We start from the raw sequence: 15,911 nt of genomic DNA, 5'->3' as shown, positions 1-15,911 counted from the left end.
ATTAATAGTCCTTAAATTTTAAGACTTGTGAACGTGCACCTGGTTGATGAATCTCAAAAACATCTGAAGCAAGTAACTCTATATAATTTAGGAGATTAACCTGCAATTCTTTGATTTTTTTTCTATATGGAGATGGATCGTCTTTTATTGCATCATGAATGATTTTGGATAATTCACCGAATCTTATACCATCCATATAATTAGAGCTGACATTATCATGCAGCCATTGATAACATTTGGTTTTTTTAAATATAATAGACGCGTTTGCTAAATTTCCAAGAGCAAGAGAGACTTTAGCAAAATCCAAACTAGTGTTTGTTTTATACTGTTCGCAATCATCAAAGGGGGGGCAAAGGGGGAGATCTGAAATAAATAACTCGGTAATGACTTTTGGAAATTTAATATCCCATTTATCACACTTTTTTTCATCCGAGTCTGTCAGATATTCATCAAGTTTCATTTTCATCTGCTCAAGGATATTAGCGTCGACAAAAATAGCAGCTCTAAACAATTTATCTATATATGCATTATTTTCAAGGGTATAAGGTAATTCAACTGCAGCTTCTTCATTTGGAGTAGAGCATAAACTTAACCCCTTAGATGTAAAATTTGCACTTCCTGTGTATATGGATTTTTGGTCTAATTGATAAATTTTAGCATGTAAATTTTCAAGCATGTATACTTTATATCCACTATCCAACGCTGAATCAATTGCTGATATATTACTTGCCCCGGATAAAAAATCAATTGGACGAAATCTTCCCAATATCATAATATTGTTCAGTTTTGTATATTGTTGCAACCAATTAATAGCTGGATGTGTAAGGTAGGCAGACACAATTCGAATGTGAGTTGTGTCTTTTAATTGAGCTGACATTCTTTCTGCCAGCTCTTGACCTGTTAGTAATTTATTATAATTCAAAAAGATCAATATCCTCTTCTGATGGCCCGTTAATAAACTCAGTGACTACTTTTCCCCATGCTCTACGTATATTGTTTAAGAAATTCAGTTTTCCATCAGACTGACCCTCTTCATTCATAACGCGAGCAAAACTAGCCATTACAATTTCTAATGTCTCTCTTTCCTGAGGGGGAAGTTTTACGATCATTTCATTATAGAAAACATGATTGGTATTAAACAAAACTAATGTCAAACCTGCTCGGGTTGATACATCAAAAAAAGCATCAGAATCCATAGCTTTCGAATCAATATAAAACCTAAGTTCTTTTTCGATAATACTTTTAGCCACTTCTGGCGGAAGACCTATATCACTAATAATCTGTTCTACTTCCTGTTTATTCAAAGGTTTTTGATAATCATCAGTCTTATTACCATGCGTTTCTCGGTAATTGGAGCCTGCAGTTGCCTTTTCAGCAGGGGAAGTCCCTGTAGGTGCACCACTAATATTCTTACGTGGTAGTAAGTTTATATCACCAAGTCTTTTCTCAACTGCTTTTACCATATTTTTTATATTGTCAGTGACTTTTAAAACAAGTGCTAAATTATCATCATTATCTTCTAAATCTTTCATGTATTCAGACAATAAATCAAACCCGAGTTCCTCTCGCATTTTTTCTTTGTCATAAGGTATTAAGTTAATTGCGTCCTGCTTGTTGTTTGTCACTCCAAAAAGTTCATCTAAACTTGGTGGGAAACAGACTTCAACTCCTATAAATCGACCTTCATAGTCCCTAAATCCTTGATTGAGGAAACTATCTCTTAAGACAAGTTCGCGACCCGCCCTGACAATAGAAACACCAATATTTTTCTTACAGTCCTTCCCCCAATCGGTATATCCAAGTTTTGTTGTACTGGATGCAAGAATGGCATTTGCAATTGATTCTTTAACTATTGAACTCCGTATATATACAGTTCCATTAACTTCTTCATTTTCACTATTGGTATAAGATAAGGGAATTTCTTGCTCATCAAATAACTCGAAGAAAGATTCGTTTTTGTATGCTCCCGGAAGCTCTGGCAAAGAAGTATTCTTCAACAAATACATAGGGTCATTTGCTTTAAATAGACGACTTTCTAAAACGCTTAGCATATTGGCGCCAGAATGTCGATAGGTACGACTTTCTATTTTTATCTCATCAGAATGTATAAAATTTCGGTAGAGTCGCCCGACTAATTTATCACAATGTGTGAAAATGGATTTGCCAGTTTTCCAGTTTAGTCTATCTAATTTGCTCCATAAAATAAACGTACCTGATGGTGGGATAGAACCAAAATGAGATTTTTTGTATATTTCAGGAATATCATCCTGAACTGGTTCCGGTACTTCTTCGAGTTTTCCATTTGCCATTTCATCGACATCAAGAAATGTATGATATGGCATGCTTCCATTTTTCCAGGACCAAACATCAACGCGTTTACATTGCGATATTGAGCTATTTGGTAATCCCATACCAAATTTACCCATTCCCTCAGTATCCTTCCTGTGCTCCCCTCCACCAAATTGCATAGCGACACGAAGTGTTTCAGGAGACATACCAATACCATTATCCCACAATGATATTCCAGCAACAGAGAAATTTTTTCTTTTCCCTGTTTCTGCTTGTTCCTCAATAAATCCTAACTCAACTCGTGTTGCTTTCGCTTGTAGACTATTATCAATAAGCTCAGCCAAAGCATAAGCTGTATTACTATAACCATTATCTCTGAGAGATGTAATTACGGTTTGTGCATGTAGAAATCTATTTGACATTTTTATTGATTCTCAGTCCACATTTGATCCCAATGTTCAAATGCTAAATTTATACTTTGGAATTCAGGGATGTCATCGTTTACATTGTAAATCCAACATTCTTTATTCCCACCACTTTGTACGCCTCTCATTGCTCTTCCTGCCATCTGTAGATACTCGACAAGAGAGTTAGTTGGTTTCGCTATGACAGTTACGCTCGTACAGGGTGCATCAAAACCTGCAGTTAAAACATTAAAGTTTGTTAAAACTTGGATTTCACCTTTTTTATATTGTGATATTTTTAGACGCCTTGATTCAGTCGTGTCTATTTTGCTATCAATAGAGGCACTAGATACACCCATGCAATTCAATGCAACTGAAATATATTGCGCATGAGTAACTGAACATGCAAAAACAATGACCTGCTTGCCTTGGCTAGCTTCTTTTTTAATTGTATTTAATAATGTCTTATTACGTGATTGGTTATTAGCAAGGGCCTTAAAAGTATCGTTTTTATTTTCCCCCTGTAGTTCATAACCAATAACTTCTGATTGTGAATAATTTAGCGAGCTAAAGTTAGCTTTAGATAAATAGCCATTCGCTACCAAATAGTCTATAGGTGATATATATCCCGATACCTCCATAGAGACTTTATTAAAGTTAAAAAAACTCGCTAGCAAATGATTTTCACTATCTATTGAATCACAACCGAATTTTCTACCCGGAGTTGCAGTGAGACCAATTAACTTCGCATTGAATTTAGCGCTATTAATAAAATCTTCAGTTATGGATTTATAAGTGGTAGCTACTGCTTTATGCGCCTCATCAAAAATAACTAAAGTGACTTTTTCTCTAAGTTTGTCATAAAGTAACTCCAGATTTCTCGAGTTTTTTAATCGTATGGAGTTCAGAGTATGAAGACCGGCAACAATAAATCCACTATCGATCCCGCCCAAACTTTCACTACTCGAGGAATAAAATCCATAAAGGGTTGTATCTCGAACACCACAAAATCCCCAGGCCTTATAGAATTCGTTGAACGCTTGTTGGCATAATTCTTCGCGATCAGCTAGCCATAGTACAAGATGGCTGGGAGACTCTCTTAGATGTTCAACTGCGATATTCATTGCAGTTCTTGTCTTACCAGCGCCTGTAGGTAAATGAACTAGTAAACGATTCTCTTCTTTTAATTTTGAAAGGACTTTATCAGATATTTTTTTCTGGTAAGGATATAGCTTATATTTTGGACTAACACTAGCAATGCTAGTAAGGCTAGTATCTACAGACTGTGATGATATAAACTGATCTGCTACACCTAAATTCTGGGCAAAACTCAGAAAATTCTCAGGGTTGTTAGCCCAAAGTATGGCATGTTTATAATGGGCAATACCTATCGGTTTTCCCGACAAAGCGAAAATAGGAAAAATCTTTCCTAATATTGTAGGGGAAACAGTATTAAGTAATTCATCCCTTAATCGTTTTTCTGTGATAAATTCACTTGCTCGGGAGCGTGCAATTGCTTTCGCTATACTCTCTCGCGGAAATGAATCAGTACCTAACAAATCGTTTACAAAGTCTGCAGCTCCCTTAGGGAGCAAAGAACCAAGTTGCTCTTCAGACATTTCTTTTAAACATTCAACTAACAAGTTCATTCTTAGTTAAACCATATCAAGTAGTTTAAGCTATGACCTCAGTACTTCCTCAAGCATACTGTAGAGTACAGGCCCCATGCAAATTACTCTTGTAATTTGCGTTAAGTTACAGGTATTCCGTTCTCATTATAACCACTTTATTTTTTTAATGAATTAGTAGAACAAAAGCAACTGATATTTGTCAATAATCCATGAACTATAACATTTTTACCAAAAATTAGCGTTGATATGGGAAGGCACACAACGACATATCAATAACGAAACTCCCCCTAATGCAGTATATAGTGGCTAAAGGCAATAGATATCCTTGCTAATTGTTCCATGTGTTACTATTTCAAGCGGAGCTATAGATGTACTTAATTATAGATAGTGATTCATCGTGTTGTAAGGCTTGAAAGGTACCATAGCAATGACTTTTTGCGAAAACTGCAGTACTCACACAACACGCCGATGGTAGGATATATAAATTGATTTTTATCAATAAGTTATCGTTGTTGTTGCACAATTGCAAAAACAGAAAAAGTTCAGAATCAGCAACTCATTATAACTTTAACTTTTATGTTTTCCTCTAGATCTGAGCCTAATATACTGTAAAATCTCTCTTTGGATAAAATCTCCAATTCAGCAAGGTAGACACATTGAGCATAGAATCTAGCGTTCTCAAATTTTCAGGTCATCAAACCTTTCCTATCCGCTATGGATGGATTTACAAGATAATTCAAGAGGTTAATGAAGGGGCGTCTATCTCTAGTCAAGACAATGTTGAAAAGCAGATGCTGTCTATGGGTATGGGGAAAAACATGGTCCTCTCAGTTCGTTACTGGATTCGAAACTTGAATCTTGTGTGTTGTGTAGACAAAAAACAACAAAGTTATGAGCTCACTGATTTGGCTAAAGCTTTGTTTATAGGTGAGGATGCATATGACAAATACATGGATAAAATTGGTACAGTGTGGCTTCTTCATTGGTTGGCTCAATCTATTCAGGATCAATTCGCAGAATTGAATGCCGCTCGTTGGTTTTTTAATTATTTCAATGGATTAAGAATAAGTAAAGAGCAATTAAGAAAAGACATAATGCTTTCATTAGGTAATCACGATAAAGAGCTGAACGAAGCGACTTTAAGCAAAGATATCGACTGCCTATTTCAAATGTATAGTGTGAGACGTACTGCTACAAATAAAATTAATGAAGATAGCTTTACTTCTCCTTTTACCGAATTGGAATTAATTACACAAGAAAGCAGTAAAGATTTTCGCGCGGAATTATCAAATCAAAGTTCTCTGCCTATAGAAATTTTTGCTTATTCGCTTATTGATTTTATGCAAAGGAAGCAGAAAGATAGTGATGGTTCTATCATTAATACGCTATCAACAGTTTCGTTTGATACTTTACTCCATGACGTAGGTTCCCCTGGTAGGGTCTTCAGACTATCGGCGTCAGACCTCAGCGATAAATTAGACAAAATTGAATTACTTAGTGAAGGGAAAATTGCTTGGACTGACACACAAGGATTGCGTCAAGTGCAGCACTACTTTACCGACATTCAAACTATTGAACCTAGCCTCTATCTTAAGCAATATTACCAAGGGGAGTAAATAATGAATCTTACAAATTACTACTCAATTGCAACACGGCATCAACGCTCAACGCGCGTTAATAGCGATCTCAGTGTTGATTTTTTTTCTGGCCTTGTTTATCACGGCACTGCTCAAACAACTCTCGAGACACTGATTAGACAATATGCTCAGTCAGGACAACGTGCCTATACCCTTACAGGTCCCTATGGTTCGGGTAAATCTACAATTGCCCTGCTTCTTACGGGCCTTTTGCATTCAGAGCCTGCAATTCGATCAGCTGCGTTGGAGGTAATTAACTCTGACACTACAGAGCTATTAACCAAGAGTGTTGATTTCAGTAAAGGCTGGTTACAGATTCGCTCAGTTGGCGGTGTCAATGGTCCTTTAGAGGCATTTTGGCAAGCCACTCTTGTTGCATTAGATGAACATCCTAATACTAAATTTTTATTCGAGAAATATAATCGTTTAAAAATTAATAGCGACTCTCAACTTATCGAAATTTGGAGCTCGTTATTTTCTGAAGTACGACAATATGTTGATGGCGTTTTAGTTATCGCTGATGAAATGGGAAAAAGCCTCGAATTTATAAATAAAAATAAAGGCGATCTACATTTATTTCAGGATATTGCTGAAATTCTTGGGCGTATCGATACCCCTGTCATTTTTCTTGGTCTATTACATCAGGCTTTTTCAGAATATGCCAAAGGCCGAGGAACTAAACTCCAAGAAGAATGGGGAAAAATCCAGGGGCGGTATAATGATATATTGTATAATGTATCGACGGATGAGACAGTCGCTCTTATTGGTAAGTCGATTGTTAGGCATGGTGTAGTTAATACTTCTGATGAATATGTCGCATCAGTACTTGAAGCTCTTAATGATAGTTTTGAGCGTAAAGAGCAGCTAAGATCCCGATTATTGCAATGTATCCCAATACACCCTTTAACCGCATTACTTTTAGGGCCGCTATCAAAACGTCGATTTAGCCAAAATGAGCGTAGTACTTTTAGCTTTCTTAACTCGCATGAGCAGCATAGCTTCCAACTATTTCTTAAAAATTCAATAGATCTTAATGCTCGCTATGATTTAATAGACCTGTGGGACTATCTAGAAGCAAATCTCGAGCATACTATTCTAAGTTCGCCGGATGGTCATGCTTGGGCTGCTGCGACAGAATCAATCCGTATTGCAAAGCAAAAAGATCTTCCATCAAAAGCTATATCTATTTTAAAAACAATTGCATTGATTACATTATTTGGCCGACCAGCTAACTTAACGGCGTCCGAATCTCTGCTCCTTACTGCAACCGAAGTAGCCGATAAAGATGAACTTAATCTTTACCTTGAATTGCTAAAGGAAAAATCTTGCATAATCTATCGTAAACATATCTCTTCTTGGGTTGTATTTGAAGGATCAGATCTCGATATCCCCGCTCTAATCGAGAATAAAATGGAACAATTGCAGGACACAGATGAAGCAATTTCTTACATTAGCTTTAGCGAGCAAGTGATTGCAAAAGGACATTATCATACATTTGGGACATTACGTTGGGCTGAAAAGAAAATACTTTCCAGTATTACTGATGAAACACTATGGCTTCCTATAGGAAATGGTGGGTTTTCGCGTTTTGCTTTGCTTCTAAGTTATGAGACTGATCAATCCCTGATTGAGATGAGCAAAAAAAATAAAAGGACCATCGTCTCTTGTGCTAAAAATGCGCAGGATATCCATGTGTTAGCTCGAGAATGTTATGCCTTAGAGTTGATAAAATCTGATAAAGAAATTGGTAGAATCCTTCAGCATGATAAAGTTGCACAGAAAGAATATGAAGGTCGTAAGCAGAATAGCCAAAATGCTTTAGCAGAGGCTATACATTCAGCATTCAATAATGCAGATTGGTATTATGATGGCAAGGTTTTCACAAATAAATCCTTGAGCCAAATCACTTCATATGCGGCAGATCAAATATTTTCTCGTACTCCTCAGATTAAAAATGAACTTGTCAATCGCAATAAATTGTCAGGTACTGCTGTATCAGCCCTTAAAAAATTGCTTGAAGCGATGTTAAACCATGAAGTCGAAGAGAATCTTGGTATTGAGGGATTTCCACCTGAAATGTCGATGTATATTAGTTGCTTGAGGAAAACTGATATCCACTCCGCAGTTGGTGAAAATGGCTGTCATTGGTTCACGAAAGATTTAGCCCCTGAGTTAGACGCTATATTTTCCGAGGCTTTGGCGCTTATAAAAAAGAGCAAAGACTCAAAAGTGCCATTATCTAAAATTATAGATGTATGGTCTCAGCCTCCATACGGCCTTACTCAAGGTGTAATTCTAATTTTCTTATTGGCTTTTCTAAAATCGCAAGGCCAAGATATCGCCTATTATGAGAAAGATCTGCATGGTGATTTTGCTTTTATTGCAGAGCCGGATGTTGATTATGTACATAAGTTAATTAGATCGCCGCATGAAATAGCAGTTAAACACATAGAACTCGCTAAAGAAGATCTCGGTTGGTTGCAAAAACTAGCTGTATTTGCAGCAACGGAATCCAACCGGCAGGTTCTGAATAATATATTAGCTGTTGCAACTCCACTTGTAACAATTGTCCATAACTTACCTCAGTGGGTTAAGAATGCACATTCCTTCGTTGAGGGGGATGTGTTGAAGAATAAACTTGTTCTAAATGTTCGTGATCTTTTCTTACAAGCGAATGATCCTCATTCCTTACTTATGAATGATTTAGTCAATATTATCGATCCAAAAAATAAATTTTCTCATAATGAAAGGATTGATATCCTTGCAGACAGCTTCAAGATTTTACGTGATAAACACGAACAAATGCTTACTAATATTAAGGATAAGGTAAAAGCAATTTTCCCTGAGAGCGGTCAGGAACTTAATCAGATGTGCCTTGCCGTTGAGCAAAAATCTGGGGATATTCGGTTGAAAGCATTTGCAAGAGAACTTGCCAAAAGCGAAACAGGATTGTCAGAATGGCTTGAGAGCATCATTCAGATTGTGATTGGTCGTGGTAAGCAAAATTGGAATGAAGGTTTATTACTTACTGCCTCTAATAAAATAAGTGACTTTTCCCAGGATTTTTTAAGTGTAGTAAAATCACAATCTGAAAATTCAAGCGTTTGTTCTCTTGGCCATAAAACAAAGCTAGTTTCCCTAGTATTAGAAGGCGATGATGGAAAATTGCAATCGTATAAAAAAGAAATCCGACTAGTTGATGAGGACAAACTTGTCTCTACACGCACTGCAGTTGAGGTACAATTGCAAGGTCTTGATGAGTTCGAGAGAATTCATGTTTTGCAGCATATACTGAAAGAAACGCTGGAAGCTCAGGGTTAAATGAAGAGGTATTACTCATGAGTAATTTGAAAAAAGTAAAACATGTACTCGGATTATCAGGCGGGAAAGATAGTGCAGCACTTGCAGTTTACATGGCCAGAAATTACCCTGAGCTAGATATCGAGTATTTCTTCACGGATACAGGTAAGGAACTACCTGAAGTATATGATTATCTTGAGCAGCTTGAAATTGTGCTTGGAAAACCAATCCTTCATATCAATGACAAGAAAGGCTTTGATTATTGGTTAAAACAACACAACAATTTTTTGCCTGCGGGGCAGCAGCGGTGGTGCACCATTCGAATGAAACTAGAGCCTTTTGAGAAATGGATTAAACCCTTTCTTGATGATGGCTATGAAGTAATTTCATATGTAGGCATCCGTGCGGATGAACCATGGCGTGATGGCTATCGTCCGAATGAGAATCAACAATATCTCACAATAAAATTACCCTTTGCAGATGATGGTATTAAAAAACAAGGTGTCTTGGATATTCTTGATAGTGCTGGCCTTGGGCTTCCAAAGTACTACGACTGGCGTTCTAGGTCTGGTTGTACCTTTTGTTTTTTCCAACGTAAAATTGAATGGGTACGTTTAATGGAACGTCATCCGGACGCGTTTGAAGAGGCAAAGTCTTATGAAAAGCGCGCTGAGACTAGTGCTAATGGTGAAACCTTTTTCTGGATGGGTCCGAATGAACCTCTGGAAACACTCGAAGACCCGGCACGCATCGAACAAATTAAGGCTAATCATGAAAAAGTTCTTGAACGATTTAAAAAGAAGAAAGAGCGTGAGAGAAAGCGTCGTTTAGGTATGCATGCGATGGTTGATGAGTCTATGCTAATTGATACATTAGATATGGATGCTATCTATGATCTCGAAGAAGGTGGCGGTGCATGCATTACTTGTTATAAATGAGAACAAGATGTGTACATGTCAAAACTGAGAACAGGAAGTGATTTTTCCATAACGTTGAAATGAGGACTTTGTCCTCATTTCTTTCTTATATAATCGACTTTCCAAACCACCCCATCACCACCTCTGCCAAATCATCCTCAACCGTATAAAAGTAACAGGCTGGCACATTCAGCACTTCAGCAAGTTTGCACGCCAAAGCAAATTCCGGGGTATGGATGCCTCTTTCGTATTGGTTCATCCGTGCGCTAGCAGTGGCTTCGTCGATACCCGCAAGAATGCCTAACTTTTGTTGTGAAAGACCTGCTCTTAAACGCGCTTCTTTTAACCGATGCGGCAACATGATGATCCTGAAAAGTCTGGAAACAGAATCATGATTCTGGTAGCTGATCGTTGAAAATGTACTAAGTTATGCTTAGTATTTGTGTCGAGAATATGTACTTGTCTTTAACTCAAGGGAGTGAATATGCAGAAAAGAACTGATATGCATCCAGCTGATATCATTGCGCAATTGCGTAAGCGCAACTCGTCGCTGGCGGCGTTGTCCCGCCAAAGCGGTTTAAGCTCTTCCACGCTGGCGAATGCGCTTAACCGGCCATGGCCGAAAGGTGAGTGTTTGATTGCCGATGCGTTAGGTGTTGAGCCCTGTTTCATCTGGCCAAGCCGTTATTACGATGACAACGGAAAATTAATAGATCGCCGTAAATTAATTCGTGGGATGAATAAATAAGTTCCAGTAATTATATTTGTCGGGAGGTTTTATTAAGCGAAAATAAAATCTCCGTTCTTTTAATTCAGAGAGTTAGATCTCATATTGTCATTTAATCCGCCGCTATGATTGCGTTCCACAAAGGATCAGCAAGGGACTGAAAGTGGATACGGTAGAGGAACTCAATGGGACATACTTTTATGCAGGACGCTCTAACCTGACGGCAACAGAGCTTTTTTTTATGGTGTTCGTAATGACGACGGCAGATCATTTTGGTGTTAAAGATATTGCTGCCGTTGCTGCTCTCTATAGCGGTGTAAACAATCAGGTCACTCGCGCAAAACCAATAAATGCAATCCCTGGCACATCGAGAGTTTCCAAGCGTGTCAGAGGTCTGCTCAAAAATACGATGTTTCCTTTTGGCATTGAAATGCCAACGTGGATAGGCGGTTATACACCTTGGACCGTCGAACGAAGGATGGTACGCAAAGTGAGTTCATTCGTAGCCCGAACGATTCCCCTAATCGGTGAGGTCATTCTGGCCGCAGATGTATCCCAAATCGCTTACTGCTCAGTACGTGATTACAACGCGATAGCCCGAGGCAGCGATAAGTTATGGTAGACGATATCGAACAGCGGGTAATTGCCCTCGTTACGTCCTTCAGCGGCGTGTACATGTTCAGGAAAAAGAAATACAAAACCTATACCGCAGAATCTTGTATTTACTTTGATGTTCGGTTGGACGTTGATGAAGTCGAAGAGTTAATGAACGCGTTTTTCACAGAATTCAATGTCGACCTGGGGAATTTCAAGCTGGAAACGTATTACCCCGAAGTGGAATTCTCGTGGAATCCATTTAAGAAACACATCGTCGATGTACCTGATTTCACCATCGGCATGCTAATCGAATCAGCAAAAGCCGGGAAATGGTTATACGACTAATCACTCGCAAGGAGCTTAATTATGGCTGTACCTGTTCACTTATTTTTGACCGATGACGGCGGGGCGACAATCCGCGGTGCTTCCGATGTGACAGACCGCGAAGGGAGTATTGAATTACGCGGCTTGCACCACAGTATCACTATCCCCACCGATCCCATGACCGGGAAAGTAACCGGCACGCGTCAGCATGCGCCGTTCCAGTTTACCAAAGAGCTGGATAGCGCCTCGCCGTATCTGTTCAAAGCCGCAGCGACGGGCCAGACGCTAAAGTCTGCTGAGTTCAGGTTCTATCACATCAACGACGCGGGGCAAGAGGTGGAGTATTACCGGATAACCCTGGAGAGCGTGAAAGTGATTAACGTCAGCCCGGTGATGCACGACACGCGCGGCTGTCCAGGAACGGGACACATGGAAGACGTCGCCATGAACTACGAAAAAATCACCCATCTGTACAAAGACGGCAATTTGTTAGCGCATGATGCCTGGAACGAACGTCCTACCGCCTGAATACAGGGGACATCCTCCCCGCCCGTAACGTGGAGCAATGCTACTCTCTCTTCCCCGACCTCATTACGGATAACCTCTCCATGCTCACTGGCCTGAACCACCTGACCCTTGCCGTCACCGACCTTGCCCGCAGTGTTGATTTTTATCAGCAGCAGTTGGGGCTACGGCTGCATGCCCGCTGGGATAACGGCGCGTATTTTAGCTGCGGTGATCTATGGCTTTGCCTGTCGGTTGACGCGGCGGTAACGGAAAAGCGTGATTACACCCACTATGCCTTTAGCATTGTCGCGTCTGAATTTGCGGGGTTAGTGGCACGTCTTAAAGCGCAGGGCGCAGCGGTGTGGAAAAACAACAAAAGCGAAGGGGAGTCGTTCTACTTTCTTGACCCGGACGGTCATCAACTGGAAATCCACGTCGGTGATTTAGCCCAGCGCCTGGCGGCCTGTCGTGAAAAACCTTATTCCGGGATGGTATTTTTTGACTAAATAGTGCGCTTCACTTCGCCCCAGCCTCTCAAGCGGTGCAGGCTTGCCCGTCAAATATCCCTGCACCAGGTCAATGCCTGTCTCCCGGTTCCCGACCCATCCTTTTTTGCAGATGAATACGATGTGGTGAAGACCGTCGAGTTGCTCTTTCGCCCTCAAGTTTTATCCGTCTGATACAGCATGGCAAAGAGCGCACGGCTGGCGCGTCCATTCTTATCAAAAGATTTGGCCATTTAGCGATCGCTGCAATGGAAAACACCGCAAACGATAGATCAAATAATCGGTTGTATGTTGCGAAAGCCACTCATCGCGAGCGGCTTTATTTTTTATTTATTAAGTGCTGCATACAGGGTGTTTTATAGTTATTCAGGAAGGCTTGGTGGTTGAATAAAAGACACCATAAGGCATCATGCTGTTGCTCTATGATTCCATGAGTCCTTATAAATAATATTCCCGTCGCAATGCTTCCAGGTGATGGATTCATATCTTAACTGAATAATTTCACTGTGAGTTCCAGTGCCAGAATCAGGGAATAAATTTGGAGTAATGCCTGTCACTTTTACGTTTTCTAAAATTATATTGAAATATTCACTTTCAATGCCGGCTTCAAGAATTTGATACATCTTAATTGTTGCTGATTTCAAAGTTTGGCTTTCACTTAAAGCCTTGTACAAAATCGTGGTTGTTTTATCGAAGTCCTTTTGAATAGTAATGGGGGTATGTACACGGGTCCCTGTCAATCTGCCTGTATTCCCATCAACAGGGATGGACATGTGGTGCGTTACCGCTTTTAATTCAATAGCACCAATACGTCCTGTCACTAAAGAATTACCGATTATAGGGGAGCCATTTGCATCGGTTAACCAAAGATATGCTGGATTTGACATGATTATTCCTTATCTCTATTTATAAAGGAGGGTAAATTAAACATTACGAGTATCCATAAGGTCATTCCAATAATCTTGAATGGCCATGGATCAAGCCACGCTAAACAAGAAAAAATACCTATAATTAATAGTGGGCCTGATAATAAATTGAAAATACCCACTAATAAATTTAACTTGGTGGGTAAAAATTTATTCAATACAAGCACAATGATGTAGGTGCTTCCTATGGTGATAGTCACCGCTATTATTTTATCCTGCCATGTGTCGAATTCATTTAGACAAATTAAGGATATGGCAATAACATAGGTGCAAATTATTGTAGATGTTATCGGAGAAATGAGTTTAATCATATATTCCCATCGTATTATTCATGTTTAAATGTTCCTCTACTCTTTTCATTATTTTATTAAACACGGGTTTACCCTCCGTATGGCCTGCGTGGATAGCATCGACAAAAGGTTGTATTGCATCTGCAAAAAGAAAGTAAAGTAGGTCGTAGTCGCGTGGTCTTAATAATTCGTATATCTCTGGGGTTTCTGCACCGAGGCTGTCGGATGTCCGGATGGAGCGTTCTGCCATTCCACCAAACAGAAGGACAGTACTTAAAAAAGCGATAGGATTACCTTTTCCTTTAAAAACGACATAAGTAAATGAGGTTTTCTCTATAACTACTTTAGCGATATTGGCGGCAATTATATTCGTGGATAACCTACCCACGATTGATGTAGTAACAGAACTGTATATTTTATCTTGCTCAGATTCATCCATATAGGTATTAAATAACTGGAGGATCATTTTGACTGCATTGACGATACTTTCATAATTAAATATATCGTGTCTTATGGCATTCATCATGCGTATTTTTTCTGTTTCACGCTCATACCTTGTATCCGTATCAAAGATTCCGTAAATCAGATACCCATAATCTAAAGGAACGGATAAACCTCCATTGATAAGTCCTGTAACTGTATCAGGAGAAATAACGATGTCGTAAATTCTTCTTGCTATACCTTCAATATCTGCCATGGCATTCCCTTAACCAAACTCGATGACTGAGAACTCACATCCCTCTGCTCCTTTTTTACTTGAAGCAGGCTTTCCGATATAGCGCAGCAAAAATAGTATAGGCTTTGATTGGCATGGCAATTGTCCAATTGTTACTGAATATATTTTTAAATGGCTTGGTTCTATAATTCATCATTAATAAAAGGCGGGAGATACAGTGTTCGTATGAAATGAGTTATTTGTTCGGGTTATTTTTTTACATTAAATATTAGTTGGGTGAATTAATAAGAGAAATATGATAATTGGATTAGAGGGTGAGAATTAACATTTTACAGTGATGTTAATGAATAACAATATTAGCTTCTGCCGCCATCATCCCCGCCTCCAGTTCGTCTACTCTTAACCTAACACCAGCCTTAGGGTAAAAGTAAGGTTTGAGGAACTGAAAAATTGTTAGGTAGCAGACCAAACAACAAAAGCCCGGTAATCACACCGCCACCGGGCAAAAAGCCCCCCGCTATTTAGACGGCGGCGGTACGTAGCCTGGGTAGTAAATCACGCGCGGCTTGCCATACACCGTTAGCGGATACACCGGCACGTAAACCACGCCAGGCTGCGCCGGTTGGATGGTGATGGTTTGCGCGGGAGCGGGAACCGCTTTCCCGACGCTCGCCGTCGCCGATGCCGGGGTCGACTGCACCCGCAGTTGCGGCGAGGTTTTGAGGGCACCGTTCTGCTGCGCTCTGGCACGCAGAATTTGCACCGCGTTCATCACGTCCTGCGGCTGACGGGTATAGGCCACGCCAAGGAATTTCGTCCATTGGGGATTGTTAACCATCTGCTCCAGCACGTCCGGGAATGCGGCCAGGGATTTCACCGCCACGTCATTGGGCGCAGTACTGGCCGCCAGCACCTGTGCCAGCAGGCTGTCAGGAAACAGCGCAATCGGGGAAACCAGCGAATAGAGTTCATCGGCGCCGATAACCGGATTTTGGATAAACACCGGCGTACCGTACTGCCGCGTCGGTGGTGGAGTGTGGGGGGCTTTCTGGTCGCAACCCGCCAGCAGCAGGATTAACGCCAGCACGCTGCATAATGCAAAACGGTTGTTCATCATAAGCACCAGGTCAAAAAGAAATCATCAGGTGCTATGGAACTCGATCTGCCCTTGAGGCTCAAC

At 40.0% G+C, this 15,911-nt stretch carries 16 protein-coding genes; 8 read left to right on the top strand and 8 right to left on the bottom strand.

All coding sequences use genetic code 11. The annotated features are described in order from the left end of the window. Position 1: 1 nt before the first annotated feature. Genes A8O29_RS19945 through A8O29_RS19935 form a run of 3 tightly spaced genes read right to left on the bottom strand, consistent with a single transcriptional unit; the run spans position 2 to position 4,342 of the window. Positions 2-922: a phospholipase D-like domain-containing protein gene (locus A8O29_RS19945; RefSeq protein WP_174081404.1), complete on the bottom strand. Its 921-nt coding sequence runs from the start codon at positions 920-922 to the stop codon at positions 2-4. After that, a complete protein-coding gene (locus A8O29_RS19940) occupies positions 912-2,711 on the bottom strand; it encodes an ATP-binding protein (RefSeq protein WP_125355102.1) in 1,800 nt (599 codons plus the stop codon). The genes A8O29_RS19945 and A8O29_RS19940 overlap by 11 nt, the downstream gene beginning before the upstream one ends. 2 nt (positions 2,712-2,713) lie before the next feature. Then, entirely contained in the window at positions 2,714-4,342 is a 1,629-nt protein-coding gene (locus A8O29_RS19935) for a DEAD/DEAH box helicase (RefSeq protein ID WP_125355103.1), read from the bottom strand. Between the two features lie 638 nt (positions 4,343-4,980). On the opposite strand from A8O29_RS19935, the gene A8O29_RS19930 reads away from it, so the two are divergent. From A8O29_RS19930 to A8O29_RS19920, 3 genes are read left to right on the top strand one after another with little or no spacing between them, the layout of a single operon-like run. Continuing rightward, complete coding sequence (locus tag A8O29_RS19930) at positions 4,981-5,940, top strand: DUF4007 family protein (RefSeq protein WP_125355104.1); 960 nt, start codon at positions 4,981-4,983, stop codon at positions 5,938-5,940. A 3-nt stretch (positions 5,941-5,943) separates the two neighbouring features. Then, positions 5,944-9,282: a hypothetical protein gene (locus A8O29_RS19925; RefSeq protein WP_125355105.1), complete on the top strand. Its 3,339-nt coding sequence runs from the start codon at positions 5,944-5,946 to the stop codon at positions 9,280-9,282. A 17-nt stretch (positions 9,283-9,299) separates the two neighbouring features. Further along, positions 9,300-10,199, top strand: coding sequence for a phosphoadenosine phosphosulfate reductase domain-containing protein (locus A8O29_RS19920; RefSeq protein ID WP_174081403.1), 900 nt, complete (start codon positions 9,300-9,302; stop codon positions 10,197-10,199). A gap of 85 nt (positions 10,200-10,284) precedes the next feature. Here the strand turns inward: A8O29_RS19920 and A8O29_RS19915 are convergent, their stop codons facing one another. Continuing rightward, positions 10,285-10,539: a helix-turn-helix transcriptional regulator gene (locus A8O29_RS19915; RefSeq protein ID WP_125355127.1), complete on the bottom strand. Its 255-nt coding sequence runs from the start codon at positions 10,537-10,539 to the stop codon at positions 10,285-10,287. Positions 10,540-10,662: 123 nt separating this feature from the next. Here A8O29_RS19915 and A8O29_RS19910 point away from each other — a divergent pair, with 123 nt between their 5' ends. The 5 genes from A8O29_RS19910 to fos all read left to right on the top strand — a co-directional run bounded on the left by A8O29_RS19910 (position 10,663) and on the right by fos (position 12,839). Beyond that, positions 10,663-10,926 (top strand): helix-turn-helix domain-containing protein, encoded by a 264-nt coding sequence (locus tag A8O29_RS19910; RefSeq protein ID WP_125355126.1) that lies wholly within the window; start codon positions 10,663-10,665, stop codon positions 10,924-10,926. Positions 10,927-11,068: 142 nt separating this feature from the next. After that, a complete protein-coding gene (locus A8O29_RS19905) occupies positions 11,069-11,527 on the top strand; it encodes an STM2901 family protein (RefSeq protein WP_125355125.1) in 459 nt (152 codons plus the stop codon). Further along, complete coding sequence (locus tag A8O29_RS19900; protein WP_125355124.1) at positions 11,521-11,847, top strand: DUF1493 family protein; 327 nt, start codon at positions 11,521-11,523, stop codon at positions 11,845-11,847. Before A8O29_RS19905 ends, A8O29_RS19900 begins: the two co-directional genes overlap by 7 nt. A gap of 21 nt (positions 11,848-11,868) precedes the next feature. Next, positions 11,869-12,354: an Hcp family type VI secretion system effector gene (locus A8O29_RS19895; protein ID WP_125355123.1), complete on the top strand. Its 486-nt coding sequence runs from the start codon at positions 11,869-11,871 to the stop codon at positions 12,352-12,354. Between the two features lie 80 nt (positions 12,355-12,434). After that, positions 12,435-12,839, top strand: a complete 405-nt coding sequence (gene fos / locus A8O29_RS19890; RefSeq protein WP_125355122.1) for a fosfomycin resistance glutathione transferase — start codon at positions 12,435-12,437, stop codon at positions 12,837-12,839. Positions 12,840-13,246: 407 nt separating this feature from the next. On the opposite strand, the gene A8O29_RS19885 is transcribed toward fos, so the two are convergent. The 4 genes from A8O29_RS19885 to A8O29_RS19875 form a co-directional block, all read right to left on the bottom strand. Further along, positions 13,247-13,726 carry an Hcp family type VI secretion system effector gene (locus tag A8O29_RS19885; RefSeq protein ID WP_125355121.1) on the bottom strand — a complete coding sequence of 160 codons (480 nt, stop codon included), beginning with the start codon at positions 13,724-13,726 and terminating at the stop codon, positions 13,247-13,249. Between the two features lie 2 nt (positions 13,727-13,728). Next, the gene (locus A8O29_RS22900) at positions 13,729-14,076 is read right to left on the bottom strand and encodes a hypothetical protein (protein ID WP_125355120.1); all 348 of its coding nucleotides are present in this window, start codon (positions 14,074-14,076) and stop codon (positions 13,729-13,731) included. Then, complete coding sequence (locus tag A8O29_RS19880; protein WP_125355119.1) at positions 14,069-14,752, bottom strand: hypothetical protein; 684 nt, start codon at positions 14,750-14,752, stop codon at positions 14,069-14,071. The genes A8O29_RS22900 and A8O29_RS19880 overlap by 8 nt, the downstream gene beginning before the upstream one ends. 496 nt (positions 14,753-15,248) lie before the next feature. Then, positions 15,249-15,845 (bottom strand): DUF3300 domain-containing protein, encoded by a 597-nt coding sequence (locus A8O29_RS19875; RefSeq protein ID WP_217448708.1) that lies wholly within the window; start codon positions 15,843-15,845, stop codon positions 15,249-15,251. Between the last annotated feature and the right edge of the window lie 66 nt (positions 15,846-15,911).

It is taken from the genome of Scandinavium goeteborgense, from assembly GCF_003935895.2.
Classification (GTDB): Bacteria; Pseudomonadota; Gammaproteobacteria; order Enterobacterales; family Enterobacteriaceae; genus Scandinavium; species Scandinavium goeteborgense.
This window is presented reverse-complemented; position numbering and strand designations above follow the sequence as displayed.

Bases quoted from the DNA above. Each gene is read 5' to 3' on its own strand.
- A8O29_RS19935 (WP_125355103.1), bottom strand. From the start codon at position 4,342: ATGAACTTGTTAGTTGAATGTTTAAAAGAAATGTCTGAAGAGCAACTT.
- A8O29_RS19915 (WP_125355127.1), bottom strand. From the start codon at position 10,539: ATGTTGCCGCATCGGTTAAAAGAAGCGCGTTTAAGAGCAGGTCTTTCA.
- A8O29_RS19920 (WP_174081403.1), top strand. From the start codon at position 9,300: ATGAGTAATTTGAAAAAAGTAAAACATGTACTCGGATTATCAGGCGGG.
- A8O29_RS19940 (WP_125355102.1), bottom strand. From the start codon at position 2,711: ATGTCAAATAGATTTCTACATGCACAAACCGTAATTACATCTCTCAGA.
- A8O29_RS19880 (WP_125355119.1), bottom strand. From the start codon at position 14,752: ATGGCAGATATTGAAGGTATAGCAAGAAGAATTTACGACATCGTTATT.
- A8O29_RS22900 (WP_125355120.1), bottom strand. From the start codon at position 14,076: ATGATTAAACTCATTTCTCCGATAACATCTACAATAATTTGCACCTAT.
- A8O29_RS19910 (WP_125355126.1), top strand. From the start codon at position 10,663: ATGCAGAAAAGAACTGATATGCATCCAGCTGATATCATTGCGCAATTG.
- A8O29_RS19900 (WP_125355124.1), top strand. From the start codon at position 11,521: ATGGTAGACGATATCGAACAGCGGGTAATTGCCCTCGTTACGTCCTTC.
- A8O29_RS19885 (WP_125355121.1), bottom strand. From the start codon at position 13,726: ATGTCAAATCCAGCATATCTTTGGTTAACCGATGCAAATGGCTCCCCT.
- fos (WP_125355122.1), top strand. From the start codon at position 12,435: ATGCTCACTGGCCTGAACCACCTGACCCTTGCCGTCACCGACCTTGCC.
- A8O29_RS19895 (WP_125355123.1), top strand. From the start codon at position 11,869: ATGGCTGTACCTGTTCACTTATTTTTGACCGATGACGGCGGGGCGACA.
- A8O29_RS19925 (WP_125355105.1), top strand. From the start codon at position 5,944: ATGAATCTTACAAATTACTACTCAATTGCAACACGGCATCAACGCTCA.
- A8O29_RS19875 (WP_217448708.1), bottom strand. From the start codon at position 15,845: ATGAACAACCGTTTTGCATTATGCAGCGTGCTGGCGTTAATCCTGCTG.